The following is a 15,465-nucleotide window of genomic DNA, read 5'->3' as shown; positions in this document are numbered from 1 at the left end:
GGTGAAGACGGAGGCGTCCGACACCCGCGCCAGTGTCGCCTGGAAGGTCGAGCGCTCGGCGTCGACCAGCCGGGCGAACTGCTTGGGCATGCTCTCCCGCGACGCCGGCCACAGCCGCGTCCCCGTCCCACCGCACAGGATCATCGGGTGGATCTGGATCGAAGGTCGGGACATGGCGGCCTCTCCCGAGACGTCTCGGCGGGGTGGCGCGGCCGAGCCCGCCCCGCGCGGGTGCGATGGAGTGGCGGCCGCCGATTTCCGGATCTGCCCTTACCGTCGGGCCGGGGAGTGAACAACCTGCGCGCATAATCCGCGCCGCGACAGACTGGCCGCGTTCGGGGGGATGGTTATCTCTGGCCTGTCATGACTGAGCCCGTCCCCACCCGCCCGGCCGACGATCCGGATTCGTCCCCGCGCCGGATTCCCTCGGTGGAGCGCCTCGTCGGCGCCGCACCTCCGGCGGATCTCGAGGCCTACGGGCGGACGGGGTACACGGACGCCATCCGGGGGGTGCTGGCGGCGATCCGGGCCGGCGGCGGCCCCGTTCCGGATGCGGCGGCGATCCGGGCCGAAGCGTCCGCGCGGCTTGCCGCCGAGCACCGCCCGTCCCTCAGGCCGGTTTTCAACCTGACCGGGACGGTGCTGCACACCAATCTCGGCCGGGCCCTGCTGCCCCGCTCGGCCGCGGAGGCGGTGGCTGCCGTGATGGTGCAGGCGAGCAACCTCGAATTCGATCTCGCCACCGGCGCCCGGGGTGAGCGGGACGACCATGTCGAGGCTCTGATCTGCCGCCTGACCGGCGCCGAGGCCGCGGTGGTCGTCAACAACAATGCGGCCGCGGTCCTGCTGGTGCTGAACGCGCTGGCGATGCGCAAGGAGGTGGTGGTCTCCCGCGGCGAACTCGTGGAGATCGGCGGCTCGTTCCGCGTGCCGGACGTGATGGTGCGGGCCGGATGCCGCCTGCGCGAGGTCGGCACAACCAACCGCACCCATCTGCGCGACTACGCGGAGGCGCTCGGACCCCGCACCGGCCTCGTGATGAAGGTGCATCCGAGCAATTACGCCATCGCGGGCTTCACCGCGGCCGCGGATCCGGTCGCCCTGCACGCCCTCTGCCGCGAGCGGGGCGTGCCGCTCGCGGACGATCTCGGCAGCGGCAGCCTCGTCGACCTAGCCGCCTACGGGCTGCCCCCCGAGCCGACGGTCCGGGGCGCCCTGGAGCGGGCGGATGTCGTCACCTTCAGTGGCGACAAGCTGCTCGGCGCGGTCCAGTGCGGCATCGTCGCCGGCCGGAAGGACCTGGTCGCCCGCGTGCGCAAGAACCCGCTGAAGCGGGCCCTGCGCGTCGACAAGATGACTTACGCGGCGCTCGAGGCCGTGCTGCGGCTCTACCTCCACCCCGAGCGGCTCCGCGCGGAGCTGCCGACCCTGCGGCTGCTCACCCGCGCGCGGGACGCAATCGCCGCGCAGGCCGAACGCCTTGCCCCCGCGGTGGCGGAGCGGCTCGCCGGCCGGGCCACGATCGCGGTCGCCGACTGCATCAGCCAGATCGGATCCGGCGCCCTGCCGGTGGAGACCCTGCCCAGCGCCGCCCTGGTTCTGACGCCGGGCGGCCGGGGCCGCGGGCGGTGCCGGCGGCTCGCCGAGGATCTGCGCCGGCTTCCGGTGCCGGTGATCGGCCGCATCAGCGACGAGTCCGTCCGCCTCGATCTCCGGACGCTCGAGGACGAGGCCGGCTTCCTCGACACCCTGGCGGCGCTCCCGCCCGCCGAGAACGGGCTACGAACCCCCTAGGGTTGTTAAGAGAACGGATCGGAAGACTGGACCTTGCACGGCGGCCTCCCGTGTTATGGTATGATGACGAACCCGCGGTCGCGGTCGAGAGTGGCGGTGCATGGACCGCGATGGGCGAGCGATATGGCGTATATTGCCGAGACGGCTGAGGCGGAGCCGGAGACGGATCCGCTGCATCTCGATAACCAGCTTTGCTACGCGCTCTATGCTGCCGCGCATCGGATGACCAAGTCGTACCGGCCGCTGCTCGAGCGGCTCGGACTGACCTATCCGCAATATTTGGTCCTGCTGGTGCTGTGGGAACAGGATGGCGTCACGGTCTCGGAGATCGGCCGGCGTCTGCGCCTCGATTCCGGAACGCTCACGCCGGTTCTGAAGCGCCTGGAGAGCGCGGGTTTCCTCCTCCGGACCCGGCGCCAGTCCGACGAGCGCGAGGTCGAGATCGCCCTGACGCCGGAGGGCGCCGCCCTGCGAGCCGACGCGGTCTCGGTCCGCGAGAGCGTGATGTGTCAGCTCGAACTCAGCGAGCCGGAGATCCGCGCCCTGCGCAGGGATCTCAGCCTCGTCATCGAGCGGCTCAGCGTGAACGACTGAGCACCGCTCGGATGCGGGGACGCGGCTCCGGAGCTGGCGGCCTCACCGCCGCAGGCGGTTGCCCAGGACGAAGCCGTAGAGGCCCATCAGGATGATGCCGACGCCGCCCTCGATGCCGACCAGCAGGTTGGTGACGCGGCCGGTGGGCTTGAGGCCGATCTCCGGCGGGTTCGCGGTCATCATGTTGAGCGCGCTGTAGCTCAGGAGATCGAGCGGGTTGTAGGTCGGCCCGGCTTCCGGCCCCTCCACGATGAACAGGCCGCCGGTCAGGCCGAAGAGCCCGCCGAACAGCACGATCAGCAGCGCGAAGGCGCGGGCGATGCGTGACAGGCTCTCGCCGTAATCGCACAGCCACTCGACGAAGCGATCGGCGGTCCAGCGATAGCCGTGCCGCAGGAAGCCGGCCCAGTCCCGGCTGCTCCAGGCGGCGCGGGCCTGCTGCCCGGCATGGAAGCGGCCCATCCGGCGGCCGCGCTTATACGCCCAGCTCGCCGCGTCGTGGCTGCCGATGCTCTTCCAGTTCTGCTCAAGGGCGAGGTAGCTCGCCTGGGCGGCCTCATAGGCGCCGGCCACCTCCTCGCCGACCGCTCCCCCGAGCTGCTCCACGCTCATCCGCGTGCCGTTGAGCCAGGCCCCGGCGAAGCGCGCATGCCGCAGGCGGCACGTGGCGAGATTCAGCCGCACAAGGTCGGTATCCGAGAGATCCGCCCCCGAGAGATCGGCACCGTCGAGCTTCGCGCCGGTGAAATGCGCCCCCCGCAGGCGCGAGCCGGCGAGGCTCGCCTTGGTCAGGCTCGCCTCGGCGAAATCCGCGTGGGTCAGGTTGGCGTCCGCGAGCTTGGCTTCGTCGAGCCGCGCCCCGCGGAAGTTCGTGTCGTCGGCATCCGCCCCGGAAAAATCCGCGCCCCAGAGGTCGGCGCCGGCGAAATCGGTCCCGTCGAGGAGGGCGCCCGACAGGTCGGCGAAGCGCATCGCGGCGCGGCCGAACCGGGCATCCTCCAGCATCGCCCCGGCGAACTTCACCTGTCCGGCGACGATGTCGGTGAAGTCCGCCCCCGAGAGATCGGCCTCGGACAGGTCGGTCTCCTCCAGGATCGCGCCGGTGAAGCGGGTCGAGCGCCCGACCGCGCCCGCGAGCGTGGCCCGGCGCAGGTTGGCGCCGGAGAGGTCGGCCTCCTCCATGCGGGCGCGGGACAGGTCGGCGCCGGCGAGTGACAGGCCGCCGGATTCGGCATCCGTGCCGAGACCAGAATCCGCCTCGGCGGCCAGCGCGCCCGGCCCGGCGCTCAGTTGCGACAGGTCCGCGCCCGGTTCGCACAGCGGCGCCCCGGCGGCGATCCGGCCGAGGAGCGCGCGCAGGCGCGGCTCGGCCTGAGCGTCCGGCCACGCGTCGGTTGGGGTCCCCTGGTCCATGGTCGTTCCTTGCCGGAAGGCGCGACCGGACGCCAGACGCTTCGCTCAGAGGGCGCCGGTCGCCGACGCCACCCGAACGGCGATGGCCTTCGCGGCCGGCGTCTTGGACTGCTCGTCATGGTGCCAGAGCGGCAACAGGACGTTCAGCTCCGGATAGTATCCGGCGCAATTGCCTTCCGGGATGTCGTAGGCCACCACGCGCAGGCCGCCGACGCGCCGCGACACCTGATCGTCGGCCTCGGTCTCCACGGCGACGCTGCCGCCGTCCTTCAAGCCCAACCGCGCGATGTCCCGCCGGTTCATGAACAGCACGTCCCGCGTACCCTTCACCCCGCGGAAGCGGTCGTCGTAGCCGTAGACCGTGGTGTTGAACTGGTCGTTCGACCGCAGAGTGATCAGGTCGAGCACGTCCGGTCCGCGGGCGGGGAGATCCGGGTCGGCTTCGAGGCCCTCGGGCACCGCGAAATTCGCCTTGCCGGTCTCCGTCTCCCATTTGCGGTCGCGGGCGCCCAGCGGCTTCAGCAGGCCCCCGGGCTGGAACATCCGGCCGTTCAGGTCGTGGAACACGCTCGGGTAGGTCGCCTCGATCGCGTCGCGCACCCGCCCGTAATCGGCGACCCAGGCATCCCAGTCGACACGGGGATTGTGCGGCAGGGTCGCCTTGGCGATCTCCGCCACGATCCAGGGCTCGGAGCGCAGGTGCGGCCCGACCGGGTCGGCCACCCCCCGCGAGCCGTGGAACTGCGCGGTGGAACTCTCCATCGACACGGCCTGCGGCCCGCTCGCCTGCCGGTCGATCTCGATCCGTCCGAGGCAGGGCAGGATGTAGGCCACGGCGCCGTTCACGAGGTGGGAGCGGTTGAGCTTGGTCGAGATCTGCACGGTGAGGCGCTGCCGCCGCCAGGCCGGCTCCATCCGGCCGGTGTCGGGCACCGCCCGCAGGAAGTTGCCGCCGAGCCCGATGAAGGCCTTCACGCGTCCGTCGAGGACGCCCTCGCAGGTCTCCACCGTGTTGAGGCCCTTCTCCCGCGGCGGCTCGAAGCCGTAGAGTTCCTGCAGCTTGTCCAGCGGCGCGAGTTCGGGCTTCTCGGTGATGCCGACGGTGCGCTGGCCCTGCACGTTCGAGTGGCCGCGCACCGGGCAGATCCCGGCGCCGGGCTTACCGATATTGCCGCGCAGGAGCAGCAGGTTGACGAGCATCCGGACGGTCTCGGTGCCCTTGCGGTGCTGGGTCAGGCCCATCCCATAGATGCCGATCACCGCCTTCGCGCGGGCGTAGACCCCGGCGGCGGCCTCCAGCGCGGTCCGGGTGAGGCCGGAGCGCCGCTCCAGCGCGGCCCAATCCTGTGCGTCGCAGAAGGCGACGAAGGCCGCGAAGCCGTGGGTGTGTTCGGCGATGAAGGCGTGATCGAGCACCCGGGGCTTGCCGGCGGCCTCGGCCGCCCGGTCCAGGGCGAGCAGGGCCTTGCACAGGCCGGTGAGCGCTGCGAGATCGCCGCCGGCCTTCACCTGATGATACTGCGTCGAGATCTTCGTGGAGTAGCGGGTGAGCATTTCCACCGGCGATTGCGGATCGGTGAAGCGCTCCAGGCCGCGCTCGCGCAGCGGGTTGAAGGTGATGATCTGCGCGCCCCGGCGCCGCGCCTCCTGGAGCGGATGCAGCATGCGCGGCGAATTCGAGCCGACGTTCTGGCCGAAGAAGAGGATCAGGTCGGTGGTCTCGAAATCCTCCAGCAGCACCGTGCCGACCGGGGCACCGATCGATTGCGGCAGCGCCACCGAGGTCGGCTCGTGGCACATGTTGGAGGAGTCCGGCAGGTTGTTGTTGCCGTAGAGCCGCGCGAGCAGCGCCCACATGTAGCTGGTCTCGAGGGAGGCCCGGCCGGAGGCGTAGAACACCACGGATCGCGGATCCTGCGCACGCAGGTCCTTCAGCTCCCGGCCGATCTCGGCGAGGGCTTCGGCCCAGGCGACGGGCCGGTAGCGGTCCGTCGCCGGGTCATAGCGCATCGGGTGGGTCAGGCGGCCCTGCTCCTCGAGGGCGTAGTCGCTCCAGCCGAGGAGTTCCGTCACCGTGTGTTCGGCGAAGAAATCCGGGGTCGCCCGGCGGCGCGTCTGCTCCCAGGCGGTCGCCTTGGCGCCGTTCTCGCAATACTCGAAGGCCAGCGGCTTGGCCGGCTTCGCCCAGGCGCAGGACGTGCACATGTAGCCGTCCGGCTTGTTCTGCTTCAGCAGCATCGCCGAGCCGGTAACCGGCACGCCCTCGCGGGTCAGGATCTCGACGAGGGAGCGCGCCGAGCCCCAGCCGCCCGCGGGCCCTTGATAGGGCTCAATCCGGACGTCGTCGGTGTTCTGCTCGGCCATGGTGCCCTCCCAGCCGGTCCAGCAATGACCAGCACGAGGGAACGCGCGAGCGGGCGAATGGGATCACGGGCGCGTCACCGCGCCCCGGACGGGTTTCCTCGGCGGTGCCGTGGCCCTAACGTCGACATGCGGACAATTCGCCGAGGAGGACATCATGGCCAGCGTCGACGTTGAGATGGTGAAGTGTGCCTGCCAGGACTGCGTCTGCGTGATTTCGGTCTCCAAGGCCGTGTCGCGGGACGGCAAGGCCTATTGCTGCGACGAGTGCGCGGACGGACACAAGGATCACGCCGGCTGCGAGCATGCCGGCTGCGCCTGCCACGGCTGAGGCCGTTCCCGATCGCGTTGCGACGGTCTGGAGGATGCGTCTTCGGCCGAGACTGCCGCGACGCGCGCCCTCTCCCGTGCGGGAGAGGGTTGGGGTAAGGGACAAGACGCTTCCGGATCGCGCGCCATCACGGCTCGGCCGGGGTGCGCTACGTCCGGACGGACCCGAGCCCTCACCCTGTCCCTCTCCCGCACGGGCGAGGGGACCCGCGCCTCGCTGGGGACGGGCTCGGCTATCCTCACCGTCCCGACCTCGGTAAGATCCGGCCTCCTAGAAGTTCAGGCGCCGTCGTTCCGGGGCGCCGAAGGCGGGCCCGGAATGCCGACGCTCTGTCGGCGCGAGACCTGCCGCCGCGGCTGGACCGGGTTTCCGGCTCTCCTGCGCGACCCCGGCATGGCGGGCGATGTGGTCGCGGTCAGGAGACCGCCGCGAGCTTGTCGGCCATCGACTGGTCCTTGTCGCGGCGCGTCGAGAAGATCAGCGTGAAGAAGGTCCTCTGGACGCCGAGTTCGGCGAGCTTGGCCTCGCACCGCTCGGCCAGCGCGCAGATCTCCGACAGTTCACCCTCGATGTTCGTGCCGTTGGGATGCATCGTGGCGGTGAGCCCGCTCGACTCGATGATGTCCTTGATCGCCCGCACGTAGGGCGAGACCGAGGGGCCGACGCCCATCGGCACGATGCAGAGGTCGGCCGAAACTTTCATGGTGCCTGCCTGATCCGGGAGGGGCTGCCCCGGCGCGCTGACGCGACCGGCGGCGGGGCCTGCGGGCAGCCTATCGCCGGCCGTTCCGACTTTCCAGGCCAGCGGCGGGCGGGGCGTCACGCCTCGCCGGTTTCGAGCGCTGCCGCCCGCACGGAGGGCAGGCAGGGATTGGCGTTGTCGCTGCGCCACGCGAGCCACAGCTCCGGCCCGGTCGTCGTGGGGAGGGCGATCGGCCGGAGCCGTATATCGGCCATGCTGTTGCCCCGGGCGCTGCCCGGCACCAGCGCAACACCGATGCCGGCGCCGACGAGCGCCAGCATCGCGTGGACCTGATTCACCCGCTGCACGATCCGCGGCTGCACCCCCCTGGCCTCGAACAGCCGGTCGAGCAGGTCGATGAAGTAGCGACCGCCCCGGGGCGACCACGTCACGAAGGCCTCGCCGTCGAGGTCCCGCAGGGTCGGCGCGCGCGCCGTCGCGAGGCGATGCCCGCGCGGGACCGCGAGCAGGAGCCGCTCCCGCGCCAGCGGCGCGGTGGCGATCGCGGATTTCGGATCCTGCAGGACCGGGGCCGGCCGCAGGATCGCGAGATCGGTGCGGTTCTCGCCCAGCGCCAGGATCTGCTCGTCCGAGACCATCTCCTCCAGCACGAGGTCGACCTCGGGCAGCGTCCGGCGGACATGGGCCACGACCTGCGGCAGCGTCCGGTAGGCCGAAGCGGCGGTGAAGCTGAGGCGCAGCACCCCGCTCTCGCCCCGCGCGGCGCGCCGGGTGATGCGCGCGGCGTTCTCGGCCGCCGCCAGCACTCGATAGGCCTCCGCCAGGAAGGTGCGGCCCGCTGGCGTTAGGCGCACCGCCCGGGTGGTGCGCTCCAGCAGCGTCACGCCGAGCGTCTGCTCCAGCATCTGGATCTGCCGCGACAGCGGCGACTGGGTCAGGTTCAGCCGCGCAGCGGCCCGGCCGAAATGCATCTCCTCGGCGACGGCGACGAAGCTGCGGGCATGGCCGAGGTCGAACATTGATGCACGATCCGGGATAATCCAGCCAAAATCAACGTTGGACGCATCTAACGCCGGCGCCTAACCCCGGACGCGACACCGAACGGTGCGCACCAGGGAGAGGAATCGATGGCGAGCATGACCCCGGCCGAGATGGCCCGCGTGCTGGGCTCCGGCCTGCTGTCCTTCCCGGTCACGCATTTCCACGACGATTTCAGCTTCGACGAGACCGCCTACCGGGACAATCTCGGGCGGCTCGCCGACTACAAGGTGTCAGGCCTGTTCGCCGCCGGCGGCACCGGCGAGTTCTTCTCGCTGACGCCCGCCGAGATTGACCGTGTCCTGCGCGCCGCCGTCGAGGAGACCCGCGGCCGGACCCCGGTCATCGCCCCAGCCGGACAGGGCACAGCACTGGCGGTCGAGATGGCCCAGGCAGCCGAGGCCGCCGGCGCGGACGGAATCCTGCTGCTGCCGCCCTACCTCGTCGGCTCCGAGCAGGCGGGGCTCGCCGCCCATATCGAGGCGGTGTGCCGGGCGACCTCCCTCGGCATCATCGTCTACAACCGCGCCAACGCCCAGCTGAACGAGCAGACGATCACCGGCCTGTGCGAGCGCTGCCCGAACCTCGTCGGGTTCAAGGACGGCGTCGGCGACGTCGAGCTGATGACCCGGGTCTACGCTGCTCTGGGCGACCGCCTGACCTATGTCGGCGGCCTGCCCACCGCCGAGACCTTCGCGCTGCCGTATCTGGAGATGGGCGTCACCACCTACTCCTCGGCGATCTTCAACTTCCTGCCCGAATGGGCGCTGTCCTTCTACGACAGCGTCCGCCGCCGCGACCGCGACGCGGTCTACCGGGAACTGCGTGACTTCGTCCTCCCCTACATCGCGATCCGCAACCGCAAGCGCGGCTACGCGGTCTCGATCGTCAAGGCGGGCATGAGCGCCGTCGGCCGCCACGCCGGCCCGGTCCGGCCGCCGCTGACCGACCTTGACGCGGCCGAGCGCGCCGAGCTGACGGCCCTGATCGGCGACCGCCGCTGAGCCCCCGCGACGCGACCAACGACGGGCCCGCCGAGCCAACGGCGGCCATGACCCGCTTCCTGGATCAACCGGGCGGCGAAGAGCCAGGGAGAACGTCCATGAGTGCCAGTTCGAGCGGCGCGACGAGCACCCTGCTCGACGCCGCCGATGCGGGTCGCCGCACCCGCGTCCGCTTCCTCATCGTGGCGATGCTGTTCGCCGCCACCACGATCAACTACGCCGACCGCGCGACCATCTCGATCGCCGGGCCCGACATGGCCAAGGAACTCGGCCTCTCGCCGGTCCAGATGGGCTACGTCTTCTCGGCCTTCGCGTGGTCCTACGTCCTCGCCCAGATCCCGGGCGGCTGGCTCCTCGACCGCTACAGCGTCAAGTGGGTCTACGCCGCCGCGGTCGCCCTCTGGTCGGGCTTCACGCTGGTCCAGGGCGCCGTCGGCTTCTTCACCGGCCTGACAGCCGTGGTGCTGCTCTTCGCCCTCCGGCTCGCCGTCGGCCTCACCGAGGCGCCGGTCTTCCCCGCCAATGCCCGGATCGTCGCCGCGTGGTTCCCGACCCGGGAGCGCGGCATGGCTTCGGCGTTCTTCAACTCGGCGCAGTACTTCGCCACGGTACTGTTCACGCCGCTGATGGCGTGGATCGTCCACAATTTCGGCTGGCACCACGTCTTCACCAGCATGGGCCTGCTCGGCATCGCCTTCGCGGTGGTGTGGCTGCGCGTCGTCGACAGCCCGAAGAACCACCCGTCGATGAACCGGGCGGAGCGGGACTACATCGAGGCCGGCGGCGCGCTGCTCGACATGGACGGCCAGAGCCGGACCAGGCAGGGCGATGCCGGCCGGACGCTGCGCCAGCTGCTCGCCAACCGGATGCTGCTCGGCATCTACGTCGGTCAGTACTGCATCACCGTGCTGACCTACTTCTTCCTGACGTGGTTCCCGGTTTACCTCGTCAAGGAGCGCGGCCTGTCGATCCTGCAGGCCGGCTTCGCCGCGGTGCTGCCGGCGCTCTGCGGCTTCATCGGCGGCATCCTCGGGGGCGTGATCTCCGACCTGCTCCTGCGCCGCGGCTTCTCGCTGACGGCGGCCCGCAAGATCCCGATCGTCGGCGGCATGCTGCTGTCGATGAGCATCATCGGCTGCAACTACGTCCAGGCGGACGCCCTCGTGGTCGGCCTGATGGCGCTGGCCTTCTTCGGCAAGGGCATCGGCGCCCTCGGCTGGGCGGTCGTCGCCGACACGTCCCCGCGGGAGAGCGGCGGCCTCTCGGGCGGCCTGTTCAACACCTTCGGCAACACCGCCGGCATCACCACGCCGATCGCCATCGGCTACATCGTCCAGAGCACGGGCTCGTTCAACGGCGCCCTGGTCTTCGTCGGCCTGAACGCCCTCGTCGCCTGCTTCTGCTACCTCGTGGTGGTCGGCGAGATCCGCCGCGTCGAGCTCAAGGCCCACTGACCAGCCCGTCGGGCCGGCCCGGGGCCGGTCCGGCCCCGCATCGATCCCGCCTCGCGCCCGGCGAAGACCGGCCGGGGGCCCCGAGGAGGACGCCATGGATCACGCCACGTCGAACGAGAGCCGCCACGCCGCCCGCAACACGCCGACCGTGACCGAGATGACGGTCGTGCCGGTGGCCGGCCACGACAGCATGCTGCTCAACCTCTCGGGCGCGCACGGGCCGTACTTCACCCGCAACCTCGTGATCCTGACCGACTCCACCGGCGCCACCGGCCTCGGCGAGGTCCCCGGCGGCGAGGGCATTCGCAAGACCCTGGAGGATGCCCGGGACCTCGTGGTCGGGCAGCCGCTCGGCGCCTGGAACGCGGTGCTGAACGCCATGCGGACGCGCTTCTCCGACCGCGACATCGGCGGGCGCGGGCTGCAGACCTTCGACCTGCGCATCACCATCCACGCAGTGACGGCGGTCGAATCCGCCTTCCTGGACCTGCTCGGCCAGTACCTCGACGTGCCGGTGGCCGCCCTTCTGGGCGAGGGCCAGCAGCGCGACGCCGTCGAGATGCTGGGCTACCTGTTCTACGTCGGCGACCGCACCCGCACCGATCTCGAGTACCGCGCGCCCACGGCCCGCGACGGCTGGTTCCGCCTGCGCGACGAGGAAGCGCTGACGCCGGAGGCCGTGGCCCGCCTCGCCGAGGCCGCCTACGACCAGTACGGCTTCAACGACTTCAAGCTGAAGGGCGGCGTGCTGCGGGGCGAGGAGGAGATCGCCGCCGTCACCGCGATCCACGCGCGCTTCCCCAGGGCGCGGGTGACGCTGGACCCGAACGGCGCGTGGTCGCTCGACGAGGCGATCCGCCTCTGCAAGGGCCAGGGCCACGTCCTGGCCTACGCGGAGGATCCCTGCGGTGCCGAGGGCGGGTTCTCGGGCCGCGAGATCATGGCCGAGTTCCGCCGCGCCACCGGCCTGCCCACCGCCACCAACATGATCGCCACCGACTGGCGGCAGATGAACCACGCGATCCAGCTCGGCGCCGTCGACATCCCGCTCGCCGACCCGCATTTCTGGACGCTCGCCGGCTCGGTCCGGGTGGCCCAGCTTTGCCGCGACCACGGCCTGACCTGGGGCTCGCACTCGAACAACCACTTCGACGTGTCGCTCGCGATGTTCACCCACGTGGCCGCGGCGGCGCCCGGCAACGTCACGGCGATCGACACCCACTGGATCTGGCAGGACGGCGAGCGCCTGACCAAGGAGCCGCTGGCGATCCGCGGCGGCCTCGTGCGCGTGCCGGAACGGCCAGGCCTCGGTATCGAGCTCGACATGTCGGCGGTGGAGGAGGCGCATGCCCTCTACCGCGACCACGGCCTCGGCGCCCGCGACGACGCGGCCGCCATGCAGTTCCTGATCCCCGGCTGGACCTTCGACAACAAGAAGCCCTGCCTGGTCCGCTGAAGCCCGGCCCGGGCCCGCGCCTCAGACGCGCGAGCTCGGGCGGTAGAACGGCTCGTGCCGCGACGGGTCGATGTAATCGGCGTAGAAGCGTTTCGCGTGCGGCAGCAGGGCCTTCGAGAGCTGGCGCCGTTCGACCTCGTCGTCCGACAGCGCCCGCGACAGGTCGTCGTGCAGCGCCTTGAGGGCGGCGTCGCGGTCGACCCGGGTGAAGCGCCCGTCGGCGTAGAGCACCTCGCCCTCGCACAGCACCGCGGTGACGCCGCCGGTCTTGGCCCGCTGGATCACCGCGTCGAGGAGCGGCGTCTCCGGGTCGAGGTAGGGATAGGCGATCTGGTCCCAGTCGATCAGGACCATGTCGGCGCCCTTGCCCACCTCGATCGTGCCGAGGCTGTCGCCGTAGGGCGTGGTGCGGGCGCCGCCGACGGTCGCCATGCGCAGCACCTGCGCCATGCTCGGCACGTCGGCCTCGTCCATGCCGGGCACCCGGTGGGCGCGCAGCACGAGGCGCATCTCCTGCAGCATGTCGCGGTCGTCGTTGATGCCGGCCTCGTCGAGGCCGATCGCCGTGTTGATCCCCTTGGCCTCGAAGCGGTTGAGGGCCGCCACGCCGGAGCGCAGCCGGAAGTTCGACGAGCAATTGTGGCAGATGCAGGTGCCGGTCGCCGCCACCCGCTCGATGTCGGATTCGTTGAGCCAGACCCCGTGGCCGAGCGTCAGGCGCGGACCGAGCATGCCGAACCGGTCGAGATATTCGACGGCGGTGCCGCCGCCGCGCTTCTCCGCATAGGCCTTCTGGTAGGCGGTCTCGACGAGGTGCATGTGCATCGGCACGTCGTAGGACTCGGACAAACCGGCGAGGCCTTCGAGGGCTGCGTCCGAGCACCAGTGCAGGTTGGCGGGCGCGAGCTGAATCTTGGACCGCGAGGCCCCGGCCTGGCCGGCATGCAAGCTGCGGAACAGGGAGAAATTGTCCTCCAGAGACATCTGGAAGCGCTCGAACCAGCGCTTCATCGGGTCCTGCAGCGGCGCCGGAAGGCTCGCCACGAAGTCCATGTCGGCCTGGTAGACGAGGCGGTTCTGGTCGCGGACCGCGAAGCAGTACGAGACCCGCATGCCGATGTCGCGATAGGCGCGCAGCACCTCGTTGGAGCGCGCCTCGACCTCCTCCAGGCTGCCGGGCATCCAGCCATGGATGTGCTGGACCGTGGTGATCCCGGAGCCGACCATCTCGAAGGCCGAGTACAGGGTGTCGAGGTAGAGGTTCAGGTTGCGCGCCACCATGCGGGTGACGAACCACAGCTCCAGGGGCATGTCGGGCGACCCGAGCTGCACCGGCGTCAGGCCGACATGGTGGTGGCCGTTGACGAAGCCCGGCAGCAGGATTTCGCGGCCGGAGCCGATCACCGGGGCGTCGGGGTAGCGGGCGTGCAGGTCCGCGTAGGTGCCGACAGCCGCGATGATCCCGTCCTTCTGCAGGACCGCGCCGTCGGCGATCTCCTCCCAGCGATCGTGGTCGAGGGTGCGGGTGATCATCCGCCGGCTGCGGATCAGCGATGTGGCCATGGTCGTGTCCGTGTTGGGGGAGGGGTTCAGACGAGCGCTTCCTGCTCGGCGAAGGCCCGGTCGACCTCGTCGCGCAAGAGCTCGGTGAGTTGCCGCCGCATCGCCTCGGCCTCAGCCGAGAACGGGTCGCGCGGGCGGGCGAGGTCGTTGCGGACGATCGTCTTGATCCGCCCGGGGCGGGCGGTGAACACCACCACCCGGTCGGCGAGCGCCACCGCCTCGTCGATATGGTGGGTCACGAACAGCACCGAGGCGCCGCTGTCGCGCCAGACGTCGAGCAGGAAGTCCTGCATCTTCTGGCGGGTCTGGACGTCGAGCGCGGCGAAGGGCTCGTCCATCAGGAGCACCTTCGGGCGCATGGCGAGGGCGCGTGCCACCGCCACCCGCTGGCGCATGCCGCCCGACAGCTCGTCCGGCCGCTTGTCGAAGGCCTCGGCGAGGCCGACGCGCTGGAGCGCGGCCCGCGCGATGCTCCGGCGCTCGGCCTCCGGCACGCCCTTCAGCGACAGGCCGAAGCTGACATTCTGCCAGACGCTGAGCCAGGGCAGCAGCGAGGTCTCCTGGAAGATCAGGCTGCGCTCCGGCGAGGGGCCGGTGACCGGCGCGTCGAAGGCCAGGAGCTCACCGCCGGAGGCGGGTTCGAGCCCGGCGATCAGGTAGAGGAGCGTGCTCTTCCCGCAGCCCGAGGGCCCGAGGAACACCACGAACTCGCCGGGCCGCACGGTGAGGTCGATGTCGCGCAGGGCCTCGTGGGCGCGGGCGGTGCCGGCCGCCCAGACCTTGGCGACGCCGCGGCACGAGACGGCGTCGACGGGATCCGATTCAGAGGCCAAGGGACGACCCCGCGTCGCGCGGCAGCCAGTACAGCATCCGCCGCTGGACCAGCCGGAACAGCAGGTCGAAAGCGAAGCCCAGGAGGCCGATCAGCGTGATGGTGAAGAACACGAGCGACGGGTTGAAGGTGTTGCGCGCCAGCATGATCACCTGCCCGAGCCCGTAGCCGACGCCGGTCGCCTCGGCGACGAGCACGACCATCCAGGCGCCGAACAGGTTGAGGCGCAGCACCGCGAGCAGCCCCGGCAGGATCGCCGGCACGATCACCCGCGCGTAGATCTGGCGCTTCGACGCCCCCATGGTCCGGGCGACGTTGATGTAGTTGCGGTTGACCCCGTCGATCTGGTGGATGGTCGAGAGGACCATCGTGAAGAACAGGGCGATGAACACCATGAAGATCGCCGGGGCATTGCCGATCCCGAACATGAAGATCGCCACCGGCAGCCACGCGATGGGGGAGACCGGGGCGAGCAGCGTGATGGTCGGCAGGGTCAGCCGCTCGAACAGCACGACGTAGCGGATCGCCACCCCGACGAGGATCGACAGGGTCGCGGCCAGGGCGAGGCCCGCCAGCACCCGGCCCGTGGAGGCGAGCACCGTGATCAGCACCGCCATGGCGGGGCTCGGGCCGGCACTCATCCCGGTACCGATCTGCCAGCGCTGAGCGGTGTTGAAGAACCGCGCCTGCTCGGCGAGGTTGCCGAGGAAGATGTGCGGCGGCGGTAGCAGCTTGGCATCGGCGATGCCGAACGCCCAGAGCAGCTCCCACAGGCCGGCGAAGCAGCCGACCGAGACCAGCATCCAGCCGGTCCGGCGCAGCAGGGGGACGAGCCCGTCGGGCAGCGCGACGCGCCGGCCGAACGGGGGGCGCGGCCGGACGTGCGGGACGGCGGCGGCGCGGGCGAGATCTATGGCCATCC

14 protein-coding genes are annotated in these 15,465 nt (G+C 70.8%); 6 read left to right on the top strand and 8 right to left on the bottom strand.

Features of this window, described 5'->3' with window-relative positions; genetic code table 11:
• Positions 1-174 (bottom strand): sugar phosphate nucleotidyltransferase (locus tag CIW48_RS15340; RefSeq protein ID WP_246695256.1); only part of this gene is annotated, 174 nt, incomplete at its 3' end.
• A gap of 189 nt (positions 175-363) precedes the next feature.
• Between CIW48_RS15340 and selA the strand changes: the two genes are divergently transcribed.
• Complete coding sequence (selA, locus tag CIW48_RS15335) at positions 364-1,794, top strand: L-seryl-tRNA(Sec) selenium transferase (RefSeq protein ID WP_149311544.1); 1,431 nt, start codon at positions 364-366, stop codon at positions 1,792-1,794.
• A 123-nt stretch (positions 1,795-1,917) separates the two neighbouring features.
• Complete coding sequence (locus tag CIW48_RS15330) at positions 1,918-2,388, top strand: MarR family transcriptional regulator (protein ID WP_091788961.1); 471 nt, start codon at positions 1,918-1,920, stop codon at positions 2,386-2,388.
• Between the two features lie 42 nt (positions 2,389-2,430).
• On the opposite strand, the gene CIW48_RS15325 is transcribed toward CIW48_RS15330, so the two are convergent.
• Together CIW48_RS15325 and CIW48_RS15320 are read right to left on the bottom strand one after the other, a co-directional pair.
• Positions 2,431-3,801: a pentapeptide repeat-containing protein gene (locus tag CIW48_RS15325; protein WP_149311543.1), complete on the bottom strand. Its 1,371-nt coding sequence runs from the start codon at positions 3,799-3,801 to the stop codon at positions 2,431-2,433.
• 45 nt (positions 3,802-3,846) lie between these two features.
• On the bottom strand, positions 3,847-6,165 hold the full coding sequence (locus CIW48_RS15320) for an FdhF/YdeP family oxidoreductase (RefSeq protein WP_149311542.1): 2,319 nt from the start codon (positions 6,163-6,165) through the stop codon (positions 3,847-3,849).
• A gap of 154 nt (positions 6,166-6,319) precedes the next feature.
• On the opposite strand from CIW48_RS15320, the gene CIW48_RS15315 reads away from it, so the two are divergent.
• Positions 6,320-6,493 (top strand): metallothionein, encoded by a 174-nt coding sequence (locus tag CIW48_RS15315; RefSeq protein ID WP_149311541.1) that lies wholly within the window; start codon positions 6,320-6,322, stop codon positions 6,491-6,493.
• A 415-nt stretch (positions 6,494-6,908) separates the two neighbouring features.
• Here CIW48_RS15315 and CIW48_RS15310 read toward each other — a convergent pair whose 3' ends face one another.
• Both CIW48_RS15310 and CIW48_RS15305 read right to left on the bottom strand, forming a co-directional pair.
• Complete coding sequence (locus CIW48_RS15310) at positions 6,909-7,196, bottom strand: MTH1187 family thiamine-binding protein (protein ID WP_091788950.1); 288 nt, start codon at positions 7,194-7,196, stop codon at positions 6,909-6,911.
• 116 nt (positions 7,197-7,312) lie between these two features.
• Entirely contained in the window at positions 7,313-8,215 is a 903-nt protein-coding gene (locus tag CIW48_RS15305; RefSeq protein ID WP_149311540.1) for a LysR family transcriptional regulator, read from the bottom strand.
• Positions 8,216-8,323: 108 nt separating this feature from the next.
• Here CIW48_RS15305 and kdgD point away from each other — a divergent pair, with 108 nt between their 5' ends.
• From kdgD to gudD, 3 genes are all read left to right on the top strand, one after another.
• Complete coding sequence (kdgD, locus tag CIW48_RS15300) at positions 8,324-9,238, top strand: 5-dehydro-4-deoxyglucarate dehydratase (protein WP_149311539.1); 915 nt, start codon at positions 8,324-8,326, stop codon at positions 9,236-9,238.
• A 98-nt stretch (positions 9,239-9,336) separates the two neighbouring features.
• Positions 9,337-10,692, top strand: a complete 1,356-nt coding sequence (locus CIW48_RS15295) for an MFS transporter (RefSeq protein ID WP_149311538.1) — start codon at positions 9,337-9,339, stop codon at positions 10,690-10,692.
• A 94-nt stretch (positions 10,693-10,786) separates the two neighbouring features.
• Positions 10,787-12,148 carry a glucarate dehydratase gene (gudD, locus tag CIW48_RS15290; RefSeq protein ID WP_149311537.1) on the top strand — a complete coding sequence of 454 codons (1,362 nt, stop codon included), beginning with the start codon at positions 10,787-10,789 and terminating at the stop codon, positions 12,146-12,148.
• 21 nt (positions 12,149-12,169) lie between these two features.
• On the opposite strand, the gene CIW48_RS15285 is transcribed toward gudD, so the two are convergent.
• From CIW48_RS15285 to CIW48_RS15275, 3 genes are read right to left on the bottom strand one after another with little or no spacing between them, the layout of a single operon-like run.
• On the bottom strand, positions 12,170-13,711 hold the full coding sequence (locus CIW48_RS15285; protein ID WP_149311536.1) for an amidohydrolase family protein: 1,542 nt from the start codon (positions 13,709-13,711) through the stop codon (positions 12,170-12,172).
• Positions 13,712-13,737: 26 nt separating this feature from the next.
• Positions 13,738-14,544 carry an ABC transporter ATP-binding protein gene (locus tag CIW48_RS15280; protein ID WP_149311535.1) on the bottom strand — a complete coding sequence of 269 codons (807 nt, stop codon included), beginning with the start codon at positions 14,542-14,544 and terminating at the stop codon, positions 13,738-13,740.
• Positions 14,534-15,463 carry an ABC transporter permease gene (locus tag CIW48_RS15275; RefSeq protein WP_149311534.1) on the bottom strand — a complete coding sequence of 310 codons (930 nt, stop codon included), beginning with the start codon at positions 15,461-15,463 and terminating at the stop codon, positions 14,534-14,536. Before CIW48_RS15275 ends, CIW48_RS15280 begins: the two co-directional genes overlap by 11 nt.
• Between the last annotated feature and the right edge of the window lie 2 nt (positions 15,464-15,465).

Source organism: Methylobacterium sp. P1-11 (genome assembly GCF_008329595.1).
GTDB lineage: Bacteria > Pseudomonadota > Alphaproteobacteria > Rhizobiales > Beijerinckiaceae > Methylobacterium.
The sequence above is the reverse complement of the archived record's forward strand: the minus strand, read 5'-3'. Positions and strand labels throughout refer to the sequence as shown.

Bases quoted from the DNA above. Each gene is read 5' to 3' on its own strand.
- selA (WP_149311544.1), top strand. From the start codon at position 364: ATGACTGAGCCCGTCCCCACCCGCCCGGCCGACGATCCGGATTCGTCC.
- kdgD (WP_149311539.1), top strand. From the start codon at position 8,324: ATGGCGAGCATGACCCCGGCCGAGATGGCCCGCGTGCTGGGCTCCGGC.
- CIW48_RS15315 (WP_149311541.1), top strand. From the start codon at position 6,320: ATGGCCAGCGTCGACGTTGAGATGGTGAAGTGTGCCTGCCAGGACTGC.
- CIW48_RS15285 (WP_149311536.1), bottom strand. From the start codon at position 13,711: ATGGCCACATCGCTGATCCGCAGCCGGCGGATGATCACCCGCACCCTC.
- CIW48_RS15295 (WP_149311538.1), top strand. From the start codon at position 9,337: ATGAGTGCCAGTTCGAGCGGCGCGACGAGCACCCTGCTCGACGCCGCC.
- CIW48_RS15310 (WP_091788950.1), bottom strand. From the start codon at position 7,196: ATGAAAGTTTCGGCCGACCTCTGCATCGTGCCGATGGGCGTCGGCCCC.
- gudD (WP_149311537.1), top strand. From the start codon at position 10,787: ATGGATCACGCCACGTCGAACGAGAGCCGCCACGCCGCCCGCAACACG.
- CIW48_RS15325 (WP_149311543.1), bottom strand. From the start codon at position 3,801: ATGGACCAGGGGACCCCAACCGACGCGTGGCCGGACGCTCAGGCCGAG.
- CIW48_RS15330 (WP_091788961.1), top strand. From the start codon at position 1,918: ATGGCGTATATTGCCGAGACGGCTGAGGCGGAGCCGGAGACGGATCCG.
- CIW48_RS15320 (WP_149311542.1), bottom strand. From the start codon at position 6,165: ATGGCCGAGCAGAACACCGACGACGTCCGGATTGAGCCCTATCAAGGG.
- CIW48_RS15275 (WP_149311534.1), bottom strand. From the start codon at position 15,463: ATGGCCATAGATCTCGCCCGCGCCGCCGCCGTCCCGCACGTCCGGCCG.
- CIW48_RS15305 (WP_149311540.1), bottom strand. From the start codon at position 8,215: ATGTTCGACCTCGGCCATGCCCGCAGCTTCGTCGCCGTCGCCGAGGAG.